The sequence below is a fragment of the Butyricimonas sp. genome, from assembly GCF_019423355.1.
In the GTDB taxonomy this organism is placed as follows: Bacteria; Bacteroidota; Bacteroidia; order Bacteroidales; family Marinifilaceae; genus Butyricimonas; species Butyricimonas faecihominis.
This window is the reverse complement of sequence record NZ_JAHZBP010000002.1, coordinates 227,301-251,241: the sequence shown is the minus strand read 5'-3', so window position 1 is coordinate 251,241 and position 23,941 is coordinate 227,301. Positions and strand designations below refer to the sequence as shown.

At 43.7% G+C, this 23,941-nt stretch carries 27 protein-coding genes; 25 read left to right on the top strand and 2 right to left on the bottom strand.

Annotated features, from left to right (window positions below; genetic code table 11):
* The first annotated feature begins 279 nt into the window (after positions 1-279).
* From QVC79_RS03715 to QVC79_RS03600, 24 genes are all read left to right on the top strand, one after another.
* On the top strand, positions 280-777 hold the full coding sequence (locus tag QVC79_RS03715; protein WP_118304710.1) for a phage terminase small subunit P27 family: 498 nt from the start codon (positions 280-282) through the stop codon (positions 775-777).
* Positions 764-2,452, top strand: a complete 1,689-nt coding sequence (locus QVC79_RS03710; protein WP_270593699.1) for a terminase large subunit — start codon at positions 764-766, stop codon at positions 2,450-2,452. The genes QVC79_RS03715 and QVC79_RS03710 overlap by 14 nt, the downstream gene beginning before the upstream one ends.
* Before the next feature lie 3 nt (positions 2,453-2,455).
* Positions 2,456-2,689: a hypothetical protein gene (locus tag QVC79_RS03705; protein ID WP_118304708.1), complete on the top strand. Its 234-nt coding sequence runs from the start codon at positions 2,456-2,458 to the stop codon at positions 2,687-2,689.
* Between the two features lie 74 nt (positions 2,690-2,763).
* Positions 2,764-3,954, top strand: coding sequence for a phage portal protein (locus QVC79_RS03700; RefSeq protein WP_270593700.1), 1,191 nt, complete (start codon positions 2,764-2,766; stop codon positions 3,952-3,954).
* 1 nt (position 3,955) lies between these two features.
* Complete coding sequence (locus tag QVC79_RS03695) at positions 3,956-4,657, top strand: HK97 family phage prohead protease (protein ID WP_118304706.1); 702 nt, start codon at positions 3,956-3,958, stop codon at positions 4,655-4,657.
* Positions 4,658-4,678: 21 nt separating this feature from the next.
* Positions 4,679-5,923, top strand: coding sequence for a phage major capsid protein (locus tag QVC79_RS03690; protein WP_270593702.1), 1,245 nt, complete (start codon positions 4,679-4,681; stop codon positions 5,921-5,923).
* A 3-nt stretch (positions 5,924-5,926) separates the two neighbouring features.
* Positions 5,927-6,232, top strand: a complete 306-nt coding sequence (locus QVC79_RS03685; RefSeq protein ID WP_270546513.1) for a helix-hairpin-helix domain-containing protein — start codon at positions 5,927-5,929, stop codon at positions 6,230-6,232.
* Positions 6,222-6,704: a head-tail connector protein gene (locus QVC79_RS03680; protein ID WP_270593703.1), complete on the top strand. Its 483-nt coding sequence runs from the start codon at positions 6,222-6,224 to the stop codon at positions 6,702-6,704. Before QVC79_RS03685 ends, QVC79_RS03680 begins: the two co-directional genes overlap by 11 nt.
* The gene (locus tag QVC79_RS03675) at positions 6,692-7,027 is read left to right on the top strand and encodes a head-tail adaptor protein (RefSeq protein ID WP_118304702.1); all 336 of its coding nucleotides are present in this window, start codon (positions 6,692-6,694) and stop codon (positions 7,025-7,027) included. The genes QVC79_RS03680 and QVC79_RS03675 overlap by 13 nt, the downstream gene beginning before the upstream one ends.
* Positions 7,017-7,493: an HK97 gp10 family phage protein gene (locus QVC79_RS03670; RefSeq protein WP_118304701.1), complete on the top strand. Its 477-nt coding sequence runs from the start codon at positions 7,017-7,019 to the stop codon at positions 7,491-7,493. The genes QVC79_RS03675 and QVC79_RS03670 overlap by 11 nt, the downstream gene beginning before the upstream one ends.
* Positions 7,493-7,828 carry a hypothetical protein gene (locus tag QVC79_RS03665; RefSeq protein ID WP_270593704.1) on the top strand — a complete coding sequence of 112 codons (336 nt, stop codon included), beginning with the start codon at positions 7,493-7,495 and terminating at the stop codon, positions 7,826-7,828. Before QVC79_RS03670 ends, QVC79_RS03665 begins: the two co-directional genes overlap by 1 nt.
* Before the next feature lies 1 nt (position 7,829).
* Positions 7,830-8,249: a hypothetical protein gene (locus QVC79_RS03660; RefSeq protein ID WP_270593706.1), complete on the top strand. Its 420-nt coding sequence runs from the start codon at positions 7,830-7,832 to the stop codon at positions 8,247-8,249.
* Positions 8,246-8,608, top strand: a complete 363-nt coding sequence (locus QVC79_RS03655) for a hypothetical protein (protein ID WP_270593707.1) — start codon at positions 8,246-8,248, stop codon at positions 8,606-8,608. The genes QVC79_RS03660 and QVC79_RS03655 overlap by 4 nt, the downstream gene beginning before the upstream one ends.
* Before the next feature lie 11 nt (positions 8,609-8,619).
* Positions 8,620-8,919, top strand: coding sequence for a hypothetical protein (locus QVC79_RS03650; protein ID WP_118594291.1), 300 nt, complete (start codon positions 8,620-8,622; stop codon positions 8,917-8,919).
* On the top strand, positions 8,904-10,649 hold the full coding sequence (locus tag QVC79_RS03645) for a hypothetical protein (RefSeq protein ID WP_270593708.1): 1,746 nt from the start codon (positions 8,904-8,906) through the stop codon (positions 10,647-10,649). Before QVC79_RS03650 ends, QVC79_RS03645 begins: the two co-directional genes overlap by 16 nt.
* Entirely contained in the window at positions 10,646-13,141 is a 2,496-nt protein-coding gene (locus QVC79_RS03640; protein ID WP_270593709.1) for a hypothetical protein, read from the top strand. The genes QVC79_RS03645 and QVC79_RS03640 overlap by 4 nt, the downstream gene beginning before the upstream one ends.
* An 11-nt stretch (positions 13,142-13,152) precedes the next feature.
* Entirely contained in the window at positions 13,153-16,044 is a 2,892-nt protein-coding gene (locus tag QVC79_RS03635) for an InlB B-repeat-containing protein (RefSeq protein WP_270593710.1), read from the top strand.
* 4 nt (positions 16,045-16,048) lie between these two features.
* The gene (locus tag QVC79_RS03630; protein ID WP_270593711.1) at positions 16,049-17,638 is read left to right on the top strand and encodes a hypothetical protein; all 1,590 of its coding nucleotides are present in this window, start codon (positions 16,049-16,051) and stop codon (positions 17,636-17,638) included.
* Between the two features lie 145 nt (positions 17,639-17,783).
* A complete protein-coding gene (locus tag QVC79_RS03625) occupies positions 17,784-18,236 on the top strand; it encodes a hypothetical protein (RefSeq protein WP_027202370.1) in 453 nt (150 codons plus the stop codon).
* Positions 18,217-18,624 (top strand): DUF5675 family protein, encoded by a 408-nt coding sequence (locus QVC79_RS03620; protein WP_270593713.1) that lies wholly within the window; start codon positions 18,217-18,219, stop codon positions 18,622-18,624. The genes QVC79_RS03625 and QVC79_RS03620 overlap by 20 nt, the downstream gene beginning before the upstream one ends.
* Complete coding sequence (locus QVC79_RS03615) at positions 18,621-19,172, top strand: hypothetical protein (RefSeq protein ID WP_270593715.1); 552 nt, start codon at positions 18,621-18,623, stop codon at positions 19,170-19,172. The genes QVC79_RS03620 and QVC79_RS03615 overlap by 4 nt, the downstream gene beginning before the upstream one ends.
* Before the next feature lie 98 nt (positions 19,173-19,270).
* Positions 19,271-19,591, top strand: a complete 321-nt coding sequence (locus QVC79_RS03610; protein ID WP_270593717.1) for a hypothetical protein — start codon at positions 19,271-19,273, stop codon at positions 19,589-19,591.
* 47 nt (positions 19,592-19,638) lie between these two features.
* Positions 19,639-19,965, top strand: a complete 327-nt coding sequence (locus tag QVC79_RS03605) for a LytR/AlgR family response regulator transcription factor (protein WP_270593718.1) — start codon at positions 19,639-19,641, stop codon at positions 19,963-19,965.
* A gap of 466 nt (positions 19,966-20,431) precedes the next feature.
* Complete coding sequence (locus tag QVC79_RS03600; RefSeq protein WP_124318279.1) at positions 20,432-21,043, top strand: DUF4923 family protein; 612 nt, start codon at positions 20,432-20,434, stop codon at positions 21,041-21,043.
* A 122-nt stretch (positions 21,044-21,165) separates the two neighbouring features.
* Here the strand turns inward: QVC79_RS03600 and QVC79_RS03595 are convergent, their stop codons facing one another.
* Positions 21,166-22,725 carry a M56 family metallopeptidase gene (locus QVC79_RS03595; RefSeq protein WP_270593720.1) on the bottom strand — a complete coding sequence of 520 codons (1,560 nt, stop codon included), beginning with the start codon at positions 22,723-22,725 and terminating at the stop codon, positions 21,166-21,168.
* A 7-nt stretch (positions 22,726-22,732) separates the two neighbouring features.
* Positions 22,733-23,098, bottom strand: coding sequence for a BlaI/MecI/CopY family transcriptional regulator (locus QVC79_RS03590; RefSeq protein WP_027202699.1), 366 nt, complete (start codon positions 23,096-23,098; stop codon positions 22,733-22,735).
* 254 nt (positions 23,099-23,352) lie between these two features.
* On the opposite strand from QVC79_RS03590, the gene QVC79_RS03585 reads away from it, so the two are divergent.
* Positions 23,353-23,928, top strand: coding sequence for a hypothetical protein (locus QVC79_RS03585; RefSeq protein WP_270593721.1), 576 nt, complete (start codon positions 23,353-23,355; stop codon positions 23,926-23,928).
* Positions 23,929-23,941: the final 13 nt, after the last annotated feature.

Below are 23,941 nucleotides of genomic sequence, written 5' to 3'. Positions count from 1 at the left end.
GATAAAAACAGATGCGAAACAGGTCAATGTGCAATAAAGAAATAGTTTAGTGAACATTAATTTTGCTATCTCGACATTGCAAAATGGCATTTTTGGGGCATTTGAAGGGTGTAAAATAGATAAAATGATTAAGTGGTTGAAATACAGCGTAATGCGAAAAATACGATGAAATTGGAGGGGAAGGGGGGTATAAATCTCTATGGCAAAAATCTGTAAGACCACACCCCCAGTTAAATTAACACGCGTGCAAAATCAAGGATTTTTAAATAGGAGGTAAACATGGGAAAAGGGCGAAAACCAATATCTAACGCTTTGAAAAAATTGAAAGGGACGGATCAACCGTGCAGGATGCGTGAAGAAATAACATTCGATAAGATAACAGAAATCCCGGGTCCGCCATCTTACCTGTGCGTGGAGGCGAAAAAAGTTTTCAAGGTCACAGCCCAACAACTAGCAGACAAGGGTGTCCTTGATGTCGTGAATATTAACACGGTTCTCCTGTACGCTAGCGAGATGGGGAAATATATCGAGGCGGAAAAGGAGTTAAAAAAGAAAGGGCGAGTGATTGAATTGCACAATGAAGATGGGATTCTAATGAAAGTGACTCGTAACCCGCTAGATCGGATGGCCAGCGAGTACCTTGCTAATGCCACGCGGTTAGCTAGTGAATTGGGTATTACCCCGGCTTCGGCCTCTAGGGTGAAAATCGAGGGCAAGAAAGAGGAGGGAGATGAGTTCGATAAATTCATGAAAAACTTTGGAGATGGCGAGAGGTAAGGAATATATAAAGAAAATGAACGAGTACATTAACAGTGTATTGACGGGCGAAAGGGAGGCGGGACGCCTTGAAATCAAGACTGTCGAGCGTCACGTGAACGACTTGAAGTACGCTATGGAGAAGGGAATATTCTGGGATGAGAGGGCGGCAATGAAGGCGCTAGAGTTTTTTTCCTTGTTACGACATTACAAGGGGAAATGGGCCGGGGCTGAATTTGTGCTGGAGGGATGGCAGTGTTTCGTGGTGGCCTCGATATTCGGGTGGAAAAAAGCGGGTGGCGTGAGACGTTTTAACGTTGGTTACTTGGAAGTGTCCCGTAAAAACGGTAAAACCCAGCTCGCGGCGGCGATCGGGCTTATCATGCTACTTGCTGACGGGGAATTCGGGGCGGAGGTGTACAGTGCAGCCGTGGATAAAGACCAGGCATCAATCTGTTGGAGTGCGGCAGGGGCCATGATACAGCAATCTCCGGTTTTGAGAAAGCGGACTTTGGTGAGTAAAAAATCTATCGTGGTGGAGAACACGATGTCTGTTTTCAAGGCATTTTCGAGGGACACGAATAACAAGGACGGGTTTAACCCGAGTTGTGGAATATGTGACGAGGTTCACGCTTGGACAACTTTTGATATTTATGACGTTATCGAATCGGGTATGGGAGCGAGGACGCAACCGTTAATATTCATGACAACCACGGCGGGGTTGAATTTGAGTTTGCCGTGTTACGATAAAAGACGGGTATACATCGAAATTCTTGACGGGATAAAGGAACAGGATGACACGTTTATATTGATCTTTTCCCTTGATGAAAAAGACGACTGGAAAAATTCTGAAACGTGGACCAAGGCTTGCCCGAATCTTGGCGTGTCTGTCAACATGGATTACATGGAACGTCGCTTGAAAGCGGCCATGAACGACCCGTCAAAGGAGGTCGAGTTTAAAACGAAAAATTTGAATTTGTGGGTTGATGCCCCAACGGTATGGATCAGTGACGAGATCATAATGGGTAATAACCACGGGACTCTTGATGATGTCTTGTTGGGAGAGGAATGTTACGGTGGGCTTGATTTGGCATCGACAGGAGATATAAACGCCTTGGCGTTATTCTTTCCCGGTTTATCACATAACCCGGTAAAGATGTTCTTCTGGATACCGGAGGCGAAGATGATAGAGAAAGAGGATAAGGTGAATTACAGGGTTTGGGTGGATCAAGGGTACATCACGACCACGTTAGGGAATATAATAGACACGGAATTCTTGAAAGAAGACATCGAGTTGATCCTTCGTAGGTATGACGTGAAAAATCTTTCCTATGATCCCTTTTTAGCCGCAAACGGGGTAATACAACATTTAGGGGATCGAGGGTATTATGACGTGATGGACGAGTTGCCACAACGAATTACGACGTTGTCTCAACCCACGAAAGAGTTGCAACGGATGTTGCTTTCCCGGTCAATGGATTTAATGAACAATCCCGTGTTGCGCTGGATGTTCCGGAACGTGTTTATTTACACTGATCCAAACTTGAATATACGAATCGACAAGAAACGTTCCTCGGAGAAAGTTGACGGGTGTGCCGCTTTGGTTAACGCTGTCGCTGGCTACATGTCCCGAACACTTGCTGATAAATCCAGTCAAATGTACAAGAGCCACGGTCTTCGAACAATAAAATTGTAATTTATGGAAAATGAAACAGAAAATACGACAGAAGTTTCCACTCGTGTTTTGAAAATGACCACGAAACGAGGATTTATCGAGTTATTCAACGAGGAATTACACAAGGAAATGCGAAAAGGGCGGGAGGGGAAAACGCAAAAAGAGATTTACGAGGCTCTCGAAACCGAGTACACGAGAGCGTTTAAACGTCGCCGTTACACGTCTTTTGATAGTTTTAGGCGGAGAAAAGACGTGTGAAGTGAAGAAACGCGACAATGTCGCATTGATTGGCTGTAAAAACTGTTGTTTCTTTGTTGAAATGTTACACAAGAATGCAGTTTTTACAATTACTATCAAAAATCGGACTTCAAAAAAGGAGTGTAGAAGTTAAGCCAGTCAGTGACTGGAAACCTTCTTTTATTCCCAACTTGAGTGGTGTAAACGTGGATAATGACACGGCCTTGCGTTTTACAGCCGTGTTCGCTGCCATGAGAATTCGTAGCGAGAATATTGCATCTTTGCCTAAATCTGTTTTAAAAGAGACATCATCCGGCAAGGAGATCGCGGTAAATCACCCGGTTCATGGTATCCTGCATAAAAGACCTAACGGGTACCAGGATGTTTTCACGTTTTGGGCTTTTTTGAATAATTGTCTTGATGGCTGGGGAAATGCTTACGTGATAATCAACCGGGATTCCTATGGAGACGTGTCCTCTTTGCTTCCTGTTCATCCTTCTCGGGTTGTTCCGGGTTTGTATCGAGGTGAAAAATATTATAAAATTTCCGGGAATGATGGATTACAAGGTATTTATAATGACGCTGAAATTTGTCATTTCATGTTATTCTCGATTGATGGCGTGAAAGGGATCAACCCGATCGTGTATAATGCAGAGGCGATTGGTAACGGAATGGCTGCGACAAGATTCGGGACTGAATTTTTCGAGAAGGGAGGTAATATAAAATCGGTTCTCGAAACGGATGGGAGTCTAGGGGATAAGGAGTATAACAATTTCATGAGGCATTACACGGAGTCCGCTAAAAATTTTGAGACCCCGTTGCTTGAATACGGGATTAAATTAAAACAACTTGGAATCTCCCCGGAGGCGGCACAGATGTTACAGACAAAAGCATTCAGTATACAGGATATTGCCCGTATTTTTTCGTTACCGCCTCACATGCTGGCAGATTTGTCACGTTCAACTTTTAGCAATATAGAACACCAGGATATTCAGTTTGTTCAGTACTCGTTACGACCGTCAGTGAAACGATTCGAGTACCAGCTTGAAAATAAATTGTTTTTTGAAGGGGAATCAAATTCCTATCATATAAAATTCGACTTGAACGGTTTATTACGTGGTGACATGGCAAGTCGTGGGGCGTTTTACCATAACGGAATACAAGATGGTTGGTTAAATCGTAACGAGGTGAGAAACATGGAAGGACTAAACCGGGAGGATGGTTTGGAGAAATTCATGTACCCGGCTAATTTGAACGTGGTAGGAGAAACCAATAAAGAAGAATAACATGAAAATAGACAATTATTGTAAATGTTTTGTCCGTGGAATTTCGGATGACGTGGAGGAAAGCCGGACAATCCCGTTTGTCGCTAGTGATAATTCACGGGATAGTTACAGGACGGTGTTGCCAGTTGATAAATGGGATTTGACCCGGTATGATAAAAACGGGGTTGTGACATACCAACATAACGCTTTTTCGTCCAATCCGGACATGGTGATCGGTAGGGGAGTTGCACGGGTGGAAGGAGACGAGTTAATCGTGGAGATTACATTTGAAACGGAAGATTTGAACCCGGTTGCCGATAAGGTGTTCCGCAAAATATTGGCAGGCACGATAAACGCAGTGAGTGTTTACTTTAACCCGACCAAACGAGGGTACTGGGGAACGGGTGAAGAGGCAGAAAACGGATCAAACCCGACATATTATTATGATGGCCAAGAATTACTAGAGGTCGCCGTGGTGGTGTTACCCGGGAACCCGAATTCAACAAGAAGGGATTTGGGAGAAGACCGGGACATTGTATCCGAAATAAGTGATTCCTTGGGTGGAAAATACAGTCGTTCCGAGATCAAGGGAATGAAAGTGTCTGAGGTGCTTGATTTGATGGGGTATGATCGAAGTATAAATGATAGTAATACCGAAGTGGACGCTGGGAGTTTTCATGGACTTATCAGTTTAGCGGAGGCCACGTTAGCGATGTCAAAATAATAACATTTTAAATTTATAATTATGAGTAGAAAGATTCACGAAATTAGAAAAGACCTTTCCCAGACGATTGAAAATTACCGGAACTTAGGAGAGGATAAAAAGGAAGAGGCTCAATCTTTGTTGACCAAGGTTGATGAATACACCCGGGAGTTGAATGATGCCATTGTTGTTGACGCGGCGGATAAGGCGTTAGCGGCAAATCACATTTCAGATAATGAACGTCGGGAGATCAATCGTTTTTCATACGCGAAGTACATGCGTGAGGCCATTGATGGAAAATTGTCTGGATTCGAGAGCGAAATGGCGGCGGAAGCTAAACGTGAAGCCACGAATATCGGGGTGCAATTGAAAGGTGTTGGAATCCCTCACGTTGTTTTATCAAATAAACGTGCCGCGGCCGGACAAAACGTGACAGTTCCCGCGGATGGTGGTTTCCTTGTACAAGAAGAGGGCCTTGTTTATGTTGATGCCTTGCGGGCAAAGCTTATATTGAACGAGTTGGGCGTTACCTTTTTAACCGGGTTAGTGGGAAATTTACCACTCGTGAAAGGTGGACAATTTACCGCTCAATGGCTTGATGAAAACGGGGAGGTGGAAGATGAAAAAACATCCTTCTCGAAGTATTTATTGTCACCTAAACGTGTTGCATTAACGGGGGCTTACTCGAAACAATTATTTATCCAAAGTGGAATAGATATTGAAAATTACATCATTAATGAATTAACCACGGCGCATGCTAAATCGTTGAACGAGGCGATGATTAACGGTAGTGGTGCATCCGGGGAACCTAAAGGTATTTTGAATTTGGATGGAATTGGTTCTGTTGTTGGTGGGGAAAATGGTGCTGTTTTGGATTGGAAAAAGGTTGTTGGCTTGGAAACTGCCGTGGCCGTGGAAAACGCGGACCTTGGATCATTGGCATACCTGACCAATTCGAAAGTCCGTGGAGCGATGAAGACTACTGAAAAGTCGCAAGGAACGGCCCGTTTTCTTATGGAAGGTGGAGAGGTAAATGGATACAAAACCGTGGTGACGAATCTTGTTCCTGCCGATATTAAGAAAGGGACGGGGACTAATTTGTCGGCCATGATCTTTGGAAATTTTGCCGATGTTGTTCTCGCTCAATGGGGTGGTCTGGATTTCGTTGTTGACCCGTACACGCTTGCGAAGAGTGGGGATGTTAAGATCGTTGCCAATGCTTTCCATGATCTCGGGTACAAACACGAGAAGAGTTTTGCAGCAATTAAGGACATCATTACAGAATAAATTATGTTGGTGAAGATTAAAAAGTCTATCAAGGGCTACGGGTATTTCGGGGGGGAGACGGTAAGTCTCCCCGATGAAGATGCAACCCGGTTCGTGAATGAAGGAATCGCGATCGTGGTGCAAGATACCGAGGGAAAAGATGAAAATGAGCTACCTGAAGATATGCCAGCGAGAGCGGTGTTATTGGATAACGGTTTCACGGCTATCGAGCAAGTTCTTGCAGCACGAGAGACATTGGTTGAAATTGACGGGATTGGAGAAAAAACGGCAGAGAAGATTATCAAGTTTTGCGAAGAGTATGAAGGTTAAACGTCTTAATATCGTTCAATCTCCTGTTACCTTGGAACAGGCTAAAAGACATTTGAGGATCACCTCGAATGACTTTGACGCGGACATCTCCGGGAAGCTTGAAGCGGCGATAACTGCAGCGGAGAATTACACCGGGCTCATGTTACGAGAATACGAGTTTTCGGTAACGGGTGATTTTACCCGGCAAATCAAAACCGGAATAATGCCGATTAAAGAAGCTAACGTGAAGGTAGACGGGAACGAGGTCTGTGATGTAGATTGGGAAGATAGCACGGTGATCCTTCCGGACACGTGTAACGGGAGCGAGATAGAGATTAAGATATTAACCGGGTTCGACGTGTTCCCTGATGATATAACAGCCGCCATATTGCTCGTGACTGGGCGCTTGTTCGAGAATCCCGCCGATAGCGTGGAAAATTTACCGAAGGCATCATCTAATTTACTTAACGCGTACAAAAGATGGGGAAGATAAATATCGGGGCATTCACGGATAGAATCACTTTCTTGAAGGCGGTTAACAGCAAGGGGCAGATTGCGCAGTTACACAAACAATACGTGGTGTTGACCTCTGTTTTCGCTAACGTGCAGGTTTTACCTACCAGTGAATCGGTCGTGGATGGTAACCTGATAGCTCTTGAAAAGATTCACGTGGAGACTTACACCCTGCCGGGCATAAACACGAATTGTATTATTCGATGGGGAAGTTATGATTATAATATTTCCAGTGTCGTGTATGATAAGACCCGGCCTTTCATGGAATTGGATGCTATAAAAATGTTGAATGATGAAAGATAACCGGGTTATATTGAAAGGCGTGGATGACGTTCTTCGATTGTTGAACGATTACCCGAACGAAATAAACAAGATTGCCAAGGCGGCATTACGTAAAGCTATTACCCCGTTGGTGAAAAGTATTAAAAGCGGTAGCCCGGTTAAAGGGGTGAAGATAAAAATAAAGCCCCTAAAGGGTATGAACCCGAGCTTGAAGTTTGGTTATTTCGGGGAAGTCGGTAATTCTAATCGTTTGGCGATCTCTCCTTGGTTTAAAGCGTATTTTTTGAATTACGGAACGTTGAATCGAAGACATTCAAGTCACAAGTTTCAGAATCCGGTAAGGTTTAGGAATACAAGGCAACGAGAGGGAATCCACCCCCGGTTATTTTTCGATAAAGCGGTGGAAGGACAGGAGCAGCAAGTTTATGACAGGTTTGTTGAATATTTAGTTGATGGGGTTAATAAATTTTTAGCACAACAAAGGTAATGCGTGCGGAAGAAGTTATTGCAGGGATTTTTAACGGGATTGTAAATGCTTACAACATGGTTTCGAATGTTGAATGTTTACCCTATGCCGTATTCCAAGTGAGTGAAAATCCAGTGTCTAATAAAGATGGCGTGTACCGGTACGATCACGGCGTGGTTATTAACGTTGTTGCAGGAAATTTTGACGAATGTAAGGATATTTCAGACCGGGTTATGAAGAATTTGTTATCCCTTCGAAATGATGATCTATCCGTGACGAACTTGGCGGTTTCAGGAGAAACCGATGGAGATATATACATGAGAAAAATGGAGTGTTTAATAATTGAATTTGTATAACATGGGAAAGAAAATATTAGGTTATAATATAACCTTGAAAATTGGAGAACGGGTATTTGCCGCCACCACGAGTAACTCGTTTGATATTACCCCAAACGTGAAAGAGTCACAAACCAAGGATGACGAGGGGACAAAAAATAAAACGGTATCAGGTTATGAATACAGTTTTGGAATTGATGCCGTGGTTGAGTTGACAGAGGAAGGAGAAAAGGCGACCCGGATCGGGCGTGATGAAGCTGTTGAAATGACTTTACTTGGAGAACCGATTGACTTCGTTTATTCTGTAAAGGGGGGAAAAGCTTATAAAGGTAAAGCTATTATTTCGGCTTTTTCTGAAAAATCCGATTCCGAGAACGAGGCCACGATCTCGCTTACCTTGCAAGGAGTGTCTAAATTAACCCCGGTAGAACCAGCAGCATGAAAAATTATTATTTATCAATAGGAGGAAAGAAAGTCCGGGTCGAAATGAACTGGAACGCCATGATGACCTTTTGCGAGGAAAAAGGTATTGATGACCTCTCGAAACTAGGTGAGGACGGGAATGTAACCCCACGTGATCTTTTGACAATCATGTACTCGGCGATAAAAGAAGGGGAAAGGATGGAAGGGCGCAAGTTCGAGTTAACGAAAGAAGGGTTATCCGAGATCGTCAGGCCTTCGGACATCACGTCGTTCTTGAAAATCTATAAAGAACAATGCGGGGGTGGTGATGATGTTACGGGAAAAGTGGGCGTGTCAAAAAAAAAGAACGTCTTCCAACGACTTATTTCAAGGGGATAGCGCTCGGGCAGATGGGCATGACGGTAGCGGAGTTTGAAGAAATGCGGGTGGGTGATTTCTTTTTGAAACTTCGCTACTTCATGGCGGCCAAAGAAGAAAAATTGATTCTTGATTCAAACTTGATCCGTCTGCAGACAGTCGAGTTGTTGAATATACAGGTGGATTCAAGGAGTCGGATAAAAGACCCGAGAGATTTGTGGCGATTCCCTTGGGATGATGAAGACGAAAAAGAGGGTATGATCCCGGATTTGGAGAGTACTGACGTGAGGCAAAATTTGAAAAACTTATACAAGGTATGGGAAAGGGATTAAATTTAAAAGCGATATTTTCTGCTGACACGAAGGACGTGAAGAAAGGGGCGAAAGAAGCACGGGAAGCTATTTCAAATTTTGAAGGTAAGGCTTCCGGGATGCTTGATGAATTCGCGTCGTTGTTTGGTATGTCAATGGGACGGATCGGGGAGGAAATGAAAACGTTCAAGGGTGGACTATTATTAATGCAGAAAGGAATGGAAGGATCGGCAGGAGGAGCCGGGTTACTTTCTAATGCTTTAAAATTTTTAAAGGTAGCGCTAATCTCGACGGGGATCGGGGCGATCGTGGTAGCTTTGGGATCCCTTGTCGCTTATTTCACGAAGACTCAAGCCGGGGCAGACAAGTTACGTCAATTCCTCGAACCTCTAAAAACGGTGTTTCAGGTGATCATGGACACGGTTGCTGCTTTGGGTGGTAAGATTTTTGATGCTTTCACGCACCCGAAACAAGCGATTAAGGATTTGTGGGAGTTCATTAAAAATCAATTCGTGAACCGTTTGATGGGATTGGCTGGAATGGTTAATAATCTAGCGAAGGTCGTGTGGTCTGCCTTGAAGTTTGATTGGAGCGCGGTAAAAGAAAATTCAAAGGAATTGTTGACTTCTTTTAACCAGACGGTAACGGGGTTAAACAAGCAACAACAACAAAGCGCGATAAATGCTTTAAGTGCTTATGGTAGTAAATTGAAGGGAACCTATAATGATGCCCAAACCCTTGAAATTCGTCGACAGAAGTTAGAGAAACAACGAATTGCATTTATAAAAGAAGAGGCCGATTTGCAACGTAAGCTGGCCGATTTGAGATTAAAAACGGAGGACAAGGAAAAGTATTCCGCGATGCAACGTTATTTCTTCAATCAACAAGCAATGGGAGTTCTTGACGTGTTGGGTAGAAAGAGGAATGCCTTGGCAAAAGAAGAATATGATATAATGGCCGCTCAAAACGGGTTAGCTGAAAACATGAACAAGGATTACGAGGAAGAGAATAACCTGTATAAAGCGATGGTTGACACGCAAACTCAAATCCTTTCCCAAAAGAAAGAAATGGTTGCCAAGAATAAGGAGTTAATCACGCAAGCGAAAACGCTCGATTTTGCCATTGCTAAAAACTTGGAAAAAGAACAACAGCAAGCTAAAAAAGACGGGAAAAAGAGATACATACCATTGACTTATGAAGTGAAATTAGCCCCGATAGACACGGGACCTCTTCAAAAAATTGTAACGGATTATTCCGCGTTTGATAAAGAGATCGTTGATATTTCTGCTTCAATAAACGAGGCGTTTCAAAGTATTGCAGTGGGATTTGGTGAAAGTCTTGGTCAAATAATTGCAGGGACTGGGAGTTTAAAAGGGTTTGCCACGATGGTAGCGGAAGTGTTCGCTGATTTAGCGATACAAGTGGGTAAGATTGCAATACAGTTAGGGGTGGCAATGATCGCGATACGAGCTAGTTTGAATTTTGGAAATCCTTATGCTGCAATTGCAGCGGGTATTGCCTTGGTTGCGTTGGGAACTGCCGTAAAAGCTTCTCTCAGTCAGGTTGCAAGTGGTGGGGGAAGTTCCTCTTCAGGAAGTTATTCCAACACGTTAGATGTCCGTACTGATCGTTCCGAGGAGAGATATACAAAAGAGGTTAATTTAAATGTAACGGGAAAACTTGAAGCACGAGGAAGTACTCTTGTTGCCGTGATTGATTCAGAAAATAAACGTAAAAGATTAACGACATGAGTATGTACGGGACACGCTATATATTAAGATGGGAATCAGAGAAGTATAATCATGATTACAAAATTCTGATCAAAGAGCGGGATTATACCGGAGTGGCAGAAAACAAGTCTCTCGGGGCAGCTCCTTTGTTGCGTAGGGATGATTCTGATTCGGGAATATCCGGCACGTCACTGGAGATGGTTATACAGGCAGACGTGGATGGGGAATTGACATCCCTGTACACGGTAGATAACAAGTTGTTTCTTGTAGAGTTGTATAAAAATGACGTGTTAATTTGGACGGGGTACGTTCTTCCGGAGAAATACTCTGAACCTTATATTCCCGTGCCATACGATGTTAGTGTGACTGCAAGTGATGGGATAGGAATATTAAAGGACATCCCTTTCACGTCAAGTGGTGAAAAGACTTTGTTTGATGTGATCCGGTTTTGTTGTAATCAAACGGGTATAATACTAGATTTTATCGTGTTCTCGTCTCTTGTCGAGTCTTCTATGAACAAGAGTAACTCGATGCTCGTTCAAGCTTCGTTTGACGTGTTTACTTTTCGAAATAAAACTTGTTACGAGGTTCTTGAATCAATCTTGACATCTATTGACGCTTTTATCACGGAAGCGAACGGGAAATGGGTGATCGCTCGTTACACGGACCTCGTTAAAGAAGGTTTTCTATACTCGAATGCTGGGAAATTACAAGGGAGAATCCCGCTAGAGCCTAGGGAGTTTGGAAACGTGAATTCCGAGTTATACCCGATCGGTAACCTTGAATTGGAGATAGAACCCGCAAACAAGAGCGTTAAATTCACTAGCGATTACGAGTTACGACCGTCCTTCCTTCAAAATCACGATTTCGCTGGTGGCGATTCCGGTTGGACAGGTTTCGAGTTCATAATAGCAGTTCGTAAAGGAGCGGGGTTTGCGGCAATGCATGGGAACTCGGGAAAACAAGAACGTTATATCCAACAGTCTGTTAGTGTTGAGAAGTCCAGGCAAGCGATGATGGTGGAGGTTAAATTCGCGCTGGCTCAAATGTTCGCGTCAATGAACGGTTACGCCGGGGAAGACCGGGAATTTGCCTTGAAGATACAATTATCAGGGGGTGGTCAAACTTATTACCTCACGGACGAGGGCTGGGGAACGAAAGATTACCGTTTCCCCGTTCACGGTAGCTTGCAGGATATGTTCTGGGACAGGGACCTTTCAACGAATTATGTCGATGATTACGAGGGTAATTTCAAGATAACGGCTGACGGCTTTCCCGTTTCCGGGCAATTGACAATATCAATATACAACATTTACGTGGAGATGTCGGGAACGTCCAAGGTCCGGTCTTCCTTGTTCCTGGATCATGTAACCGTGACGAATGATTGTAGCGGTGGTGTTGACGTGTCCGTGAACCTCGCGGAAAAAGCCTCGACTTCCCACGAGGATATTGATATTTGCTTGACGGATGTTCCTTTCGTGGAGAATGCAGACAAGATGTTTTACAATGGATTGAAGATTGCCGGGAAATACACGTCAGCATGGTCCTGCGGTGGTAAAACTGATTCATTTTTATACACGATATTGAAGTCTGTATGTAGCCGGATTGGTTTTCCCCGGAAACAACTTTCTGGCACTATTCAAGGAGAGAACCTGGAATCGTTAATGTTACTTGTTGACAAGTATAGTGGCTCGTTGTTTCACCCGAGAGAATTTTCGTTGAACTTGTTAACGGACGAGCTGAACGTTACACTTGATCAATTCATGCCGTATCAAGAATTGTCAGGAACGACCACCGAGTCCCCTCGAATCCCGGGTAATAACACTAGCGAGTATCGCAGTAGCGGGGAAAATGAAACACGGGTTTATCAAAGCGGGGCGGGTGTCCCGATGAGAATACGGGACCTTTCCCCGGTAGAATTGCAGGCGGATAGTGTTATCGAGGTTGACCGGACAAACGTGGCGAAGTCTGGTAAAGTGACGTTACAAAAGGTTTTAGAATTTGTGTTGAATGCCGGGAACGTTTGGACGAAAGAAGAATTAAAGATTATCGAGGGATACATTCTCTATCTTGGCGAGAAGATTAAAGCGGGGGATTCCGACTTGTGGAAAGGTCATTCTTTTGAAGATTACCTTGATCAACCCGTCAAAACGGGTAGTGATGTAATCCACAATAGCGTGACGGCAAGGTCATTCACTGAGGAAGACAGCCCAAATAACGATAACGTTGCTTCCACCCGTTTGCAAGAGACGGGGAGCGGTTACATCGGTGACATGGATAACGTTTCGGACGAGGCGAACACGGCGACCGAGGGTAGCATGTTGATCAAGGGGCTGGAATCGTGGTTTCCCGTGTACCCGACTTATTCCGGGGTGGAGAGTCTCGATAACTTGATCATGCCGGTATTCAACACCTTGACAAAAGAATGGCAATTTATCACGGTTCCTTCCGGTGGCGTGAATCCCCCGGTTTCCACGGGATTCCCTTTCACTTTCCCTATCATGTTATCTTAAAAATACAATATATGACGTTAAATATAAGCAAGAAAACAGGCGACAAGCTGACGGCAACGGAATTCAATCAAGTCGTTGACGAGGTGAACAAGAAAGTAGACGTGATGCCGGGCAAGGGGCTTAGCACGAACGATTACACTGACACTGATAAACGAGGCTTGTCAAAGATACAGGCCCGGGTGGATGAACTTGAAACTTCCATGTCCGGCATGACCGGGGTTCTGGTCTCTGACGTGGAAACGAGAGTCGGGAGTTATAACGTGAACGGGCAAGAACATGACATTTACTCGTGTTCTCTTGAATTGCAGGATGCCCCGGTGGTAGCCGGCACGGAAAAGACTTACCTGGTCAGTGATACCCCGCTTGGGAACAACATGTACCTCTCCACGAGGAATCTCACGGTTAGAGACGCTGACGGGAAGTTTTACCCCGGTTCGATAGATGTGAAACGGGTGGAAGTAACGAGTAACCTCGAAACGGCGTTAACGGTGACTTGTAAAGCGGCAATTCCCCCCGGCTCGATCTTGTTATTGACACTGGAATACGTGAAACTAGAAGGGGAGATTTTAGAGTTAAGCCTTGAACTACCTTCCGGGGTTGATGCTGACACCGTGAACTTGAGTTTCGCCCCGCTAAAGTACGACAAGCATCTCGCTTTCACTTACACGGCAGATGATTCCGTTGTCGGGGCCTGGGCTAGAATCTGGCGACGAGTAAATAAAAAATGGATCGATGACATCGAGTTTTTTCACAAGGGCGTTTCACCCACGACGGGTAGTGTCCCGGCCTTTCCCCTCGTGTACACGGATGGTTGCGGTAACGATCGCCGTTTCGGGTTCAGCGTGGCCCTGTGGCCGAACTGGGGGAACGAGTATTCGCCAAACGGTTTCATCAAGGATAGCACGACATCCAAGACCAGCCCTTACATAACGTGGAGTGAACTTGAAGATTGCGTTGACTTCGGGGCATCCGTGATCTATCATAACGTGGACGAGCGAGTGTATGACAAGACGAATCCCGACGAGGTCATGAAGGGATTCCGGGAGGATTTTGACAAGGTGTTACAGAAGCTTGGCCGCCGGATGAAAGTCATGGGGTTACCGGACGGGAATTCCGCTTACGTGACAGCCGCCGATCGTTCCCCGCTCGTCGAGTTTTACAGGAGCTCGTTGACAGGCGAGAAGATTTACTTGAAGGAGGCAGGTTCATTGAAGAAAAAATTCACGCGTGGGGGAATCGGCTCGTCCGACACCCAAGTTAAACTGGACGAGCTTGCCACGTTACGAGCATCGGACAATCCTTACTGGGTAGCGCTAACCTCTCACAGGGTGAGCGTCGAGATGATGCAAATGCTGGAGACTATTTATAATCTTTACGGCAAGGCGGGGGATGACAGTATCTGGGTGGCAAGCTGGGACGAGATATACGAGTACGTCCAGGCACGCCTGTCCGCGGTTACCCGGAAAATCGTGTATGGAAACACGATCACGTTCAAAATAATTATTCCTTTCGCTAAAAATTTTTATTTCAAGGACGTGTCCCTGCTATTATCGGGCTTGACAGCGTTAAACGGGTTGACCCTTTCTAGTAATGTCCTCGGTTACAGTCACGCCACTCGTGGTTCGGGGGTACTTCTTAACGTGAACTTCAACGACACAGTCCTGGAGTTATCGGAGAAGTACACGAGCAAGTTCGAGGGAAGCCAGCGAGATGAAGACAAGGATGATGCCCTCTATTTCGTCAACCAGCTTCGTGATGATTTGAAGGCCCCGTTTATCGCTCGTTTGAATGTTAACGAGCGACCCCCGGTGTTAAACTCGATCTCGATCAATTCCGGTGCGGGCGTGACTCACGATCGTTCCGTTTCCGTGTCTCTTGACGTTTCCGGGACAATTACCCATTACAAGATCGGGGAAACGGAAGGTCTGGCTGGCGTGTCATGGATCGCCAGCCCATCCCGGACGCTCCTTTTCGAGTTATCTCCCGGGTACGCCTTGAAAACAATCTTCGTGCAGGTCAAGAACGCAAACGGGGAATCAGGGATCAAGTCATCCACGATAAGCCTTGAAGAACGCCCGGACGTGGTGTACACGGTAGAGGGGAAGGCCAACAATCCCGGTTACGGGTCGGTAACCCCGGCATCTCAAGAAGTTGCCGCAGGGGGACAAGCTACCGTTGCCGCGGAGGCAAACGCCGGTTACGTTATCGGTAGCTGGAGCGGTGCAAGCGGGACGGGAGTGGACAAGACTTCCGGTTCCGCCACGCTAACAAACGTGCAGTCTGATCAAGTTATAACTTGTAATTTCAGGCAGGAAGTGGCACCCCCCGAGCCCGGCAACAAGGCGATCGTGTCGTTCGGTTGGGATTACAGCTCTGGCGTGTCGCTTAATAACACGAGGTACGATTCAACGTTAAAAGCGACAATCTGTCGCTTTGGCTCGACTCCCGGGGATATAGAATTCAAGATTTATGATACCGGTGGCGTGGAGTTCGGCTCGTTCACTGGAGTTAACGGTTGCAATGACGGGACAAAGATACATAACGGCAACGTTACCGGTGATAATAGCGGGATCGTCCCGGATGAAGTGTTAAAGCACAATGTTTACAAGGGAAACTCGACAGTTTCAGCCGGGATGACGTTCAAGTTACCTGCCGGGACTTACAAGTTCGGGTTGTGCGTGAACACGATTATCAAGTTGAATCCTTCCCGCGCGAGTTACTCTCTTGAACATGCCGGGGTAACGAACAACTTCGCGATGAAGACATCCTATCTAGATAATTTCAATAGTTTGGAAGAATTGATCATGGACGTCACTGGAAACGTGACATTCACGATGAGCACGACCGACACGAATAACTCGTTGCTAGTGTTAAACGCGATAATAATCGAAAAAATAAGTTGAATTCATGGCAAAGTTAGCAAGCACGATTATTAACGGGTTCGTCCAGAGTAAAAATTTTATCACCGGGGCGTTGGGTTCCGGCTGGCGAATCGCCTTGAAACTGGGACGATGGGTTCTGGAAATAGACGATCTCGTTGTCCGGGGCCGGATGACGGTGTTCGAGTTGTTGATACAGAAGATTCGAGCAGTGAAAGGGGCGCTGGGGATCACGCAGGCGAACGGCAAGATAAAAGAGGTACGGGAAGATGACGTGAATTACTATATCAAGATCGAGGACGAGATGAGCTTCGTGGCGAACGATATAATCCGGTGTCAAACGTTCTCTTCCGGTCAGAAGAGTTACTGGGTGATCGTTTCTAGCATATCAAACAACGAGATAGTGATCCCAAAATCGGAGTTCGAGGGGTGGGACATCCCGGCTATCGGTGACGAGATTGTACAGTTCGGTAACACGACGGACACGGCCCGGCAATCGGCGATCTACCTTCACGCTGACGAGGGAGGTGATCCGGCGATAGATGTCCTGTTCGGGATTCACGAGAAGAATTTCAACGGCTGCACGAAAGTTCGAATCGGTGGGGGTATTCCGGGAGCGGAAGGATGTAGAGGGTTCTATTGCGAGAACGGGATGATCAAGAGCGTGAACGAGGTCGGCGAGATCATGTACATGCTTCGCCCGGATGGTAGCGGCTTGATGGCGAAAGGGAATATTTCGTGGGACGCTGACGGGAACGGTTCGATCTTTAACAGGTCTATATACTGGGACAAAGATGGCTTTCATTTCGGTAGCGGGATCAAGTTGACGTGGGATAACTTGCCGGCAGACGCTAAAGAAGCGTTAAAGGGAGATAAGGGTGATCCCGGGGATAAAGGCAACCCGGGGAAAGACGCTAACTTGTTGCCCTGGGTGGAGGAGTGGAACAACAACAAGACGGAGATAGGAGGTGAACACGTTATATCTCCAAAAATATTTTCCGGTACGAGAGGAGCGGATGGAAAGCTGACTGGAGTCGCTGTCGGTCGTGACGTGATCGAGATTGACGGGGTGAAGAAGACGGGAATCTTCGGGATAAAAGACGGGGTTGTTATTTTTTCAGTGGACGAGAACGGGGACTCTTTTTATGGAGGAAGTATTAACGTAAATGACAGGTTTTCAGTTGATAAAGATGGTAAGGTGGTGGCCGTGGATGGTAGCTTTAGCGGTAAATTATCCACACCTTTTTTTAACGCGCACGATAAAGATATGTGGAATGAAGTGATAAAGGATCATTACAACATATTCTCTTACATTCTTTCAGCGTCGAGCTTGTATATCGTGTTGCCTGTTGGAAAAGAGTTTAACGGGGTTCGAATTAACGTGATGAATTTTGACCCGTACAATCGTAATTTTAACACGATGACACCTTTACCCGTGAGAATTGAGTGGGGTGGATATATCAGACCCGGGAGCATGGACGCGTATGAAGTGAAGATTATAAATACAAGTAACCAGCTAGTGGATGTTGTCGAGGTTCCCCCCGGAAAAATTGCGGAGTTTATAGGTGTTGGTGACGGAGATGCCCTTTTCGCGTGGAAAGTACTGGGGATTGTTTAATAAATAGTGAATAATAAAACGGCGGGTAACCGTCACGGCCCCGCCTTTAGTTTAATCAATCGCGATGGACACGATTGTCGTACAAATGTAATGTTAATAATGAAATATTGGAATGTTTTGGAATAAAAATAAAAGGAGGTGTAAAATGGAAGAGTTATTTAACGAGTTTGTAAACGAGCATTTGTTCAAACTTTCTGTTGGTGTCGGAGTCGCGTATGCAGGGGTGTTGATCGCGATGGGTATCGACTTTGTTTTCGGAGTTAAAAAGGCCAGGCAATTGAAAATCGATCGGACTTCTACCGGTTTTAAAATGACGGCAACGAAAGCGCAAAAGTATTTTTCGCCGATGCTATGTCTTACTGTAGTAGATGTTATTACATCAGTTTACATTCCAGTTCCGGCGTTTACTTTACTCTGGGCTTGTTATTGCAGCTTCTGTGAGTTCCGCTCGGTGACAGAAAAGAGCTGGAAGAAAAAGGAGTTACGAGATGCCGCTAACACGATGAAAGTAATTATTGAAAATAAAGATGATTTCGCTAAAGTCTTGGCTGAAATATTGAAAGAAAAGGAGGTTATTAATGATGCTGGAACTAAATAGAATAGCGAAAAAAACGCTTTACACGATCGGGCGGTTATTCGTGGATGGGAAATATTTCTGCGACACCTTGGAAGATCGTTGTCGTGATCTTGACAAGGAAGAAAAGGTAATGAATGAAACAGCGATCCCGGAAGGGATTTACGAGGTGATCGTTAACGTGTCAGCGAAGTTTAGGCGTAAGTTACCGTTATTGTTGGATGTTCCCCACTTTTCCGGTATTCGGATTCACCGGGGAAATATGGATAAGGACACGAGCGGGTGTATCTTGGTTGGGGAAAACAAGCAACAGGGAAGAGTGATTAACTCCACTGGTTATGAGTTGAAGTTGACGGAGATGATTGAAAAGGCTATGCTTTCAGGGGAAAAGATAGTAATTCAAGTACGATGAAAAAATATATTATATTGGTAGTTACCTGTCTGTTTATCGGTTTTATTACCGGTAGACAGATGGTTAATGTTAAAGAAAAAGAGGTGACTAAATATGTACAAGGGGAAACAATCCGAGACACGATTGCTCAGCTCGTTCCGGATACCGTTTACTTGGCCGGGGAACTGAAATACAAGTATGTTTATAAAACAGACACGATTTATAACGATGTACCCGTGATCGATCGGGAGGAAAGTATTGCGGAAACGGTTTGGGATTGGAACCGGACGAGAGAATACAATAAATTACTTTTCGATGACGATAACGGTAAATTGTCTATCGCTCTTTCCTTAAAATGTAACGAACTGCAGAGGTTATCATACTCTTTTACCCCTATACACAAGGAAATCACAATAGTAAAGAAAAGGGTATTTGTGCCTTTTGTTTCAGCCTCTTTCTACACTCATAACTCCTTTTCGATAGGGGGAGGGTTCTTTTACCATGATATAGGTTTGAGGGCAGAATGGACTACGCGAGAACTAAATTTTGGAGTGATGTATAAGTTTTGAACTTATACAATTATATCTATTTAGATAAATATTGTACGATATTTTTTTTGTTCCTTTTTTTTAATGTTTAATTTTGATGAAATTTAAAAGATAAACTTATGGAAAAGAAAGAAGCCGAAAAAATTTTGTCAAAGAACAAGCTTGTTTTAGATACGGCGGGTTTGGAGAATCTTCCCGTTTTAACAGTGGAGATCAATCGTTATTACTTGAAAGAAGACAGTAGAAGAAGTGAGGATGTGTATCTTTTGGGGAATTTAATTGATAAGGAACGTTGTAATATGAAATTTGTAGAAGCCGATTACCGGTGTGAATCATTTTTCGTTAAGCATGAATTGAATTATTGGTATCGTGATTATCTTGAAGAAGCGTTGGAGGTAAAAGATGCATTATTTTGTTTATATGGAGAGGTTGATAAATGATTTTAATGAGGATTGTTTACTTTTATCACTAATAAAACCCCATGCTTATGGAAACACAGAAAAACACGTCATCGATCTTTGTAGAGAACGGGGAGGAATTTACCCGAGTTTGGTTTAATAAAGTGCTTTATTTTAAGGCAGAAGGTGACGGCACTAGAATCCAGATGAAAGATTCTCAAATAACTACACCCATTTCTTTAGAACAGATAGAGACATCTCTTGGTGAAATATTTCTCCGTATTAATGAATCCTGCATCGTGAATAAAGGATATGTGGAAGCTTTTAATAAGAAAACATTGATTATTGGAGCGGAGGATTTACCCGTTTCTAAATCTCATGTAAAGGAATTATATTCTTCATTCCATATTTTGTGAAACTTGAAATCCGGGTATTGGCAAGAAGACGGATAGACAGAATACAGACACGACAATGGGGATGGTAAACAAGCAGGAATTAGGGGTAAAGATCGTGAACGTGGAAACAAAAGAGGAACGATCGGGGGGTATGAATTATTAGTTTTGTTACTGCATAGCTTGTTTGCTTTATGGTATTGAAATGCGAAATTTAAACCTTATATTTGCATCCGTTTATTGAAAAATAAGCGGATTTAAGGTAGGGCTTAGAGTGGTTATGCGAGATTTTATTTATTGACATCGTTACATAATTGTTACATAAGCCTTCTTTTTGAGTGTTTTTAATATTTTGATAAATAATTGGTTATGTCTTATTTGACAGGTTCCTTCGTAATGCGTAGGTCTGGGGTTCGAGTCCCCAAATTGGCTCGAATAGAGGCCTGTCTGATAGACAGGCTTTTGTATTTAAACCTAAACATTATATTTTATGAAACGAGTTATTGTAATTTGTTGTGTATTGATGTGCTTTGGGGGAGTACAATTGGTACAAGCCCAATCATTGAAGGACATTTTAAATTCATCGAAGGTAAAGGATGTGGTGAATCTTGTAACAGGTAACGTGATTAAATTTTCGGATCTTCAAGGAACTTGGAATTACGTGGAGCCTGCTTGTAAAATGACGAGTGGGGATTTGTTGAAAGAGGCGAGTGGTTCGTTAGTGACTTCGGCGTTGGAGAAAAAAATGGTGAATATTTACACGAAGTTGGGGATTGTGCCGGGGAATTTCAGCTACACGTTTAGTAGTGATAGTACGTTTACTAATACGATAGGAAAAAAAGTATTAAAGGGTACGTATTCTTTGGACGAGAAAACACGAGTGTTGACATTACGTTATATGTTGGCAAAAACGATCACGGTGAAAAGTGTGGAAGTACAATTGGTAAAATCGGGGGAACAAGTATCGTTGCTTTTCAATACGGAAAAACTTATGAACTTTGTCAGTGTATTATCCTCTGCCTTGAAGAAATCAGATAAAACAACTACTTCGCTGATGGATGGGTATGATGAGATTCTTTTAGGATTTGAGATGAAGAAATAGTTTGTCAGATGGCGAAAAAGAAGGGACTACCTAACGATTTTGTTGTTAGACAGCTCCTTCTTTCCTTGAATGAAAAACTGCTTAGTAATCCACGCTCCCCAGTGCAAGGAGAAAGTGCGATGCTACTTCTCTTTTTTCTTTTGAATGCCGTATTTTAACGTGTCACTGATGACTTGATACTCGATGATGGAATCTTTTTCGACAATCTTGAATCGAGCTTCACCTTTTAGTTTCACGGTTTTAAGGCTGGACGTGTCTTTCGAGTGGATAATCGTGTAAGAACCGGTTGTTGACGTTTCTGATTTTAAATAGACCGTGGTGCCGTCTGCCAGTTTATAAGAGGTTACTTTTTTGGCCGGACTCCCGGATGTGTAAGTAATTGAAACAACGCCCTCTTTCCCTTTTTCTCCATACTGGGTGATAGCATATTTATCTTTTAGAATCGTGATCGTTTCAATTTTGTTAGGATCAATTATTTTCACGGAATCGGCAGAAACTTCTTTTCCATTGACAATAAATAGGACGGGAATCTCTGATGTTGTACTAATACATGAATCTTGGAGTGTTATTTGACCTATTTTGAGAGGAACTGAAGTTGCTTTTACTTTTTCCGTTTTCAAAAAAAAGTGTGGCGTTTTGCTTTGAATAGAATCCTCGGGCAGGGTGGATCTAAAGGTTGATTCTGTGATTACTGTTTTTTGAGCCGTATCAACGGCCGTAAGGGAATTATTTACTTCTTTTGCATCGAGAATTGAAGTAATATCATTAACTTTGATAGTTGAAATCTCGTTTAGTTCGTTCGAGATTTCGGGACGGGCGAAAGCGGTTAATGTGATTGCCGCAACGGGAAGTACGTAGAGGTACTTCATCCGGGCCCAAGGACTGGATTTTTCTTTTAACATCATAGTTATTCGTTTTTTAAGTTTACTGTGATTAAAGCTGTTGGCCATAGAGTAGAGCCTTGTGCCGACAGCTTTTTTTATTAATAATAATTGATACTGTTTCGCGTTGATGCCTTGACGGATAACCGTTTCATCGGCCTCGTATTCATGAATATTCTGTAATTCCTGTTTCAAGAGCCAAGATGCGGGGTTGAACCACTGGAAAATGATACAAATATCGCTGATCAACAGGTCGATGGAATGTCGATTGTGTACGTGAGCCATTTCATGGATGAGAATTTCCTTGCTATTTTCCTGCAAATCTTTCTCGGAAATGACCACGTATTTCATCCAGCTGAAGGGAGCGATATTCTTGTCATGGATGATGAGGGTAATACCTTTTTCTAGCTTTTCCTGCCTTCCGCCATGTAATAGCCGGAGCATATGAAACAGTGAATAAAGATTACGTCCGAGGAAGAAAAGAATTCCCAGCAAATAAATACACAGCAGGACGGGAAGCCACAACGGGATGGATGAAGGGAGGGCTTGTACTTCTGTTTGTGGAACGTGGTCTGCTAGGGTGAGAATTTGTTCAATGGTTAGTAACGTTTGTTGTACTTCCGATTCTTCGGGAATGGTTATTTCACAGAACGGGATAAGCAGGGATAACAGTAGAATACCCAGTAATGCTATCCGGTTGAAACGATGGAAGGTCTCTTTGCTGAGTAATAATCTGTAAAACAAGTAGAATCCTGTTAAACAGATGGATGTTTTTAGTATATAGACAAAGAAGGTGCCCATAAATAGTTTATTTATCGTGTGCTTTTTCTACTTCGGAAATGAGTTGTTTCAATTCTTCCAATGAAATGTCCTCTTCCTGCACGAGTGAAGATACGGCACTGAGGTACGAGTTGTTGAAATATTTACTGATCACGTTCTTCAAGGTGCCTTTGCGGAACTCTTCTTCACTGATGATCGCGTAATATTGATAGGTGTTCCCGTAAACTTCGTGAGCGAGATAACCTTTTTCTTCCAGCCCGCGCACGATGGTGGATAACGTGTTGAAATGCGGTTTCGGGTCTTCGTAAAATGCAAGCATCTGTTTCACGAATAGAGGGCCTTTCTCCCAGAAAAAGCCCATGATTTCTTCTTCTTTGCTAGTTAATCCTTTCATGGTTTATTTCTTTTGCAACAAAGAACTAAAATATTTAGTTTATAAACTAATTTTTATAGTTAATAAACTTTAAACTCTAGTTTTGATTCGTTATTCTTTTATTTTTAAACATTTGATCTTGTGTTTTACCCGGATCGGTAGAATGTATATTTAATTTTAATGAAGGGTAGGAAGTCCTGTAAAAATGTTTATATTTGTGTAGTAGTGTGCTTGTGGGGAAGTTAGTGAATATCGTCTAATTAAAATTGAATGTAATGGAAGAATGGTGGAGTTCTCTGGGGTTATTTATGCAATCGGTGTGGTGTATCACGCTATTTGCTAGTTTGGTATTTGTTATCCAGACAATCATGACTTTTATCGGGATGGATACGGATGGGGGGATGGATGTTGACGTGAGTGCGGATACAGCGACTGATGGGGATAGCGGTCCTTTCCAGTTATTTACTTTTCGTAACTTCATCAATTTCCTACTGGGGTTCGGTTGGTCGATCATCTCTTTTGAAAAAGCGATAGAAAACCAGTTCGTGTTGATTCTCGTGTCGGCTGTGATCGGTGTGTTGCTAGTGATGGCCGTGATGGCTATTTTCAGATTCATGAGCCGCATGGAGCAAAACGGGACGATTAACATGGCAAATGCCGTGGGGTGTAAAGGGAACGTGTATTTGAAAATTCCGGGAGAAAAACGGGGAGAGGGGAAAGTACAAATCTCGATACAAGGGGCTATCCGGGAATTTGATGCCCTGACAGCAGGCGAGGAATTGGAGACGGGAGCACCGATTCGGGTCGTGGAAGTGATAAACGACAACACCTTACTGGTGGAGCGTTTTTAAATGACTATTTATT

What these genes read in the sequence shown, in the direction of transcription:
- QVC79_RS03715 (WP_118304710.1), top strand. Translation starts at nt 280, where the DNA reads ATGGGAAAAGGGCGAAAACCAATATCTAACGCTTTGAAAAAATTGAAA.
- QVC79_RS03710 (WP_270593699.1), top strand. Translation starts at nt 764, where the DNA reads ATGGCGAGAGGTAAGGAATATATAAAGAAAATGAACGAGTACATTAAC.
- QVC79_RS03705 (WP_118304708.1), top strand. Translation starts at nt 2,456, where the DNA reads ATGGAAAATGAAACAGAAAATACGACAGAAGTTTCCACTCGTGTTTTG.
- QVC79_RS03700 (WP_270593700.1), top strand. Translation starts at nt 2,764, where the DNA reads ATGCAGTTTTTACAATTACTATCAAAAATCGGACTTCAAAAAAGGAGT.
- QVC79_RS03695 (WP_118304706.1), top strand. Translation starts at nt 3,956, where the DNA reads ATGAAAATAGACAATTATTGTAAATGTTTTGTCCGTGGAATTTCGGAT.
- QVC79_RS03690 (WP_270593702.1), top strand. Translation starts at nt 4,679, where the DNA reads ATGAGTAGAAAGATTCACGAAATTAGAAAAGACCTTTCCCAGACGATT.
- QVC79_RS03685 (WP_270546513.1), top strand. Translation starts at nt 5,927, where the DNA reads ATGTTGGTGAAGATTAAAAAGTCTATCAAGGGCTACGGGTATTTCGGG.
- QVC79_RS03680 (WP_270593703.1), top strand. Translation starts at nt 6,222, where the DNA reads ATGAAGGTTAAACGTCTTAATATCGTTCAATCTCCTGTTACCTTGGAA.
- QVC79_RS03675 (WP_118304702.1), top strand. Translation starts at nt 6,692, where the DNA reads ATGGGGAAGATAAATATCGGGGCATTCACGGATAGAATCACTTTCTTG.
- QVC79_RS03670 (WP_118304701.1), top strand. Translation starts at nt 7,017, where the DNA reads ATGAAAGATAACCGGGTTATATTGAAAGGCGTGGATGACGTTCTTCGA.
- QVC79_RS03665 (WP_270593704.1), top strand. Translation starts at nt 7,493, where the DNA reads ATGCGTGCGGAAGAAGTTATTGCAGGGATTTTTAACGGGATTGTAAAT.
- QVC79_RS03660 (WP_270593706.1), top strand. Translation starts at nt 7,830, where the DNA reads ATGGGAAAGAAAATATTAGGTTATAATATAACCTTGAAAATTGGAGAA.
- QVC79_RS03655 (WP_270593707.1), top strand. Translation starts at nt 8,246, where the DNA reads ATGAAAAATTATTATTTATCAATAGGAGGAAAGAAAGTCCGGGTCGAA.
- QVC79_RS03650 (WP_118594291.1), top strand. Translation starts at nt 8,620, where the DNA reads ATGGGCATGACGGTAGCGGAGTTTGAAGAAATGCGGGTGGGTGATTTC.
- QVC79_RS03645 (WP_270593708.1), top strand. Translation starts at nt 8,904, where the DNA reads ATGGGAAAGGGATTAAATTTAAAAGCGATATTTTCTGCTGACACGAAG.
- QVC79_RS03640 (WP_270593709.1), top strand. Translation starts at nt 10,646, where the DNA reads ATGAGTATGTACGGGACACGCTATATATTAAGATGGGAATCAGAGAAG.
- QVC79_RS03635 (WP_270593710.1), top strand. Translation starts at nt 13,153, where the DNA reads ATGACGTTAAATATAAGCAAGAAAACAGGCGACAAGCTGACGGCAACG.
- QVC79_RS03630 (WP_270593711.1), top strand. Translation starts at nt 16,049, where the DNA reads ATGGCAAAGTTAGCAAGCACGATTATTAACGGGTTCGTCCAGAGTAAA.
- QVC79_RS03625 (WP_027202370.1), top strand. Translation starts at nt 17,784, where the DNA reads ATGGAAGAGTTATTTAACGAGTTTGTAAACGAGCATTTGTTCAAACTT.
- QVC79_RS03620 (WP_270593713.1), top strand. Translation starts at nt 18,217, where the DNA reads ATGATGCTGGAACTAAATAGAATAGCGAAAAAAACGCTTTACACGATC.
- QVC79_RS03615 (WP_270593715.1), top strand. Translation starts at nt 18,621, where the DNA reads ATGAAAAAATATATTATATTGGTAGTTACCTGTCTGTTTATCGGTTTT.
- QVC79_RS03610 (WP_270593717.1), top strand. Translation starts at nt 19,271, where the DNA reads ATGGAAAAGAAAGAAGCCGAAAAAATTTTGTCAAAGAACAAGCTTGTT.
- QVC79_RS03605 (WP_270593718.1), top strand. Translation starts at nt 19,639, where the DNA reads ATGGAAACACAGAAAAACACGTCATCGATCTTTGTAGAGAACGGGGAG.
- QVC79_RS03600 (WP_124318279.1), top strand. Translation starts at nt 20,432, where the DNA reads ATGAAACGAGTTATTGTAATTTGTTGTGTATTGATGTGCTTTGGGGGA.
- QVC79_RS03595 (WP_270593720.1), bottom strand. Translation starts at nt 22,725, where the DNA reads ATGGGCACCTTCTTTGTCTATATACTAAAAACATCCATCTGTTTAACA.
- QVC79_RS03590 (WP_027202699.1), bottom strand. Translation starts at nt 23,098, where the DNA reads ATGAAAGGATTAACTAGCAAAGAAGAAGAAATCATGGGCTTTTTCTGG.
- QVC79_RS03585 (WP_270593721.1), top strand. Translation starts at nt 23,353, where the DNA reads ATGGAAGAATGGTGGAGTTCTCTGGGGTTATTTATGCAATCGGTGTGG.